The organism is Campylobacter sp. RM19073 (assembly GCF_024723495.1).
GTDB lineage: Bacteria > Campylobacterota > Campylobacteria > Campylobacterales > Campylobacteraceae > Campylobacter > Campylobacter porcelli.
In genome coordinates, this window is the sequence record NZ_JANQCT010000063.1 from 1 (window position 1) to 871 (window position 871).

At 37.8% G+C, this 871-nt stretch carries 1 protein-coding gene; it reads left to right on the plus strand.

All coding sequences use genetic code 11. The features are described 5' to 3' along the window. Positions 1 to 871, plus strand: an 871-nt coding sequence (locus tag CSUIS19073_RS08250; RefSeq protein WP_337214420.1) for a flagellin hook IN motif-containing protein, incomplete at both ends; no start/stop codon positions are given.

The window sequence follows — 871 nt, forward strand, 5'->3', positions numbered from 1 at the left end:
GTCGTTTCTGGTGCGTTTTCAGATGGCGTTCAAGTAAAATTAAGCGGTATAGATGGTTTTCCTAATGGTTATGAATTTCAAAAAATAGAAGCCAGTACTTTATACACTGATGGCTACAAAGCCGTAGCTGAAATGATGAATGGAGTTTCAGATAAAACTGGTGTAAAAGTAAATGTAAATAATACTCAAATTATGTCTACTGCAGTTCAAGCTGGAACAGTAAAAGGACTTCAAATAAATGGTGTTATTATAGGAAATATAGAAGTCAAAGCCAACGATAGCGATAACACACTAATCGGAGCTATCAACGCTAAAAAAGATGAAACTGGTGTAGAAGCAAGTTTAGATAATGGTCGTTTAGTTTTAGCCGCCAAAGATGGTAGAGCTATTAGAATAGGAACAATATCTACAAGTTACAGCAAATTAGGTGGTAGATTGTCTGGAGCCTCAGCTGCTTCTGGTCAAGGTGCTGCTTCTTTAGGTGTTGTATTAATGGGTCAGATAACCTTTGTTCGCCAAGACGCTAGAGATATTAAAGTAGGATTAAATGGTATGTCAGCTATTAGCGGTATGACGGCAGCAGCCATTACTGAAGCTTCAATTGCTACGGCAACTTATAATCAAGCTTCAATTAACCTTAAATATATGAATTCAGGAACAATTGATTTTTCAATTGCTAAAGCAATGGGGTATTTCGATGGCGGTTTCTCAAATGTATATAGCGAAGCAGATCAAGCCGGTGGCGTAAATACCTATGGTGGAGCTCAAGCTATGGTAGATGTAGCTGAGAGTGCTAGAAAAACGCTAGATAAACTAAGAGCAGACCTAGGCTCAGTCCAAAACCAATTAGTAGCAACTATCAATAACATAA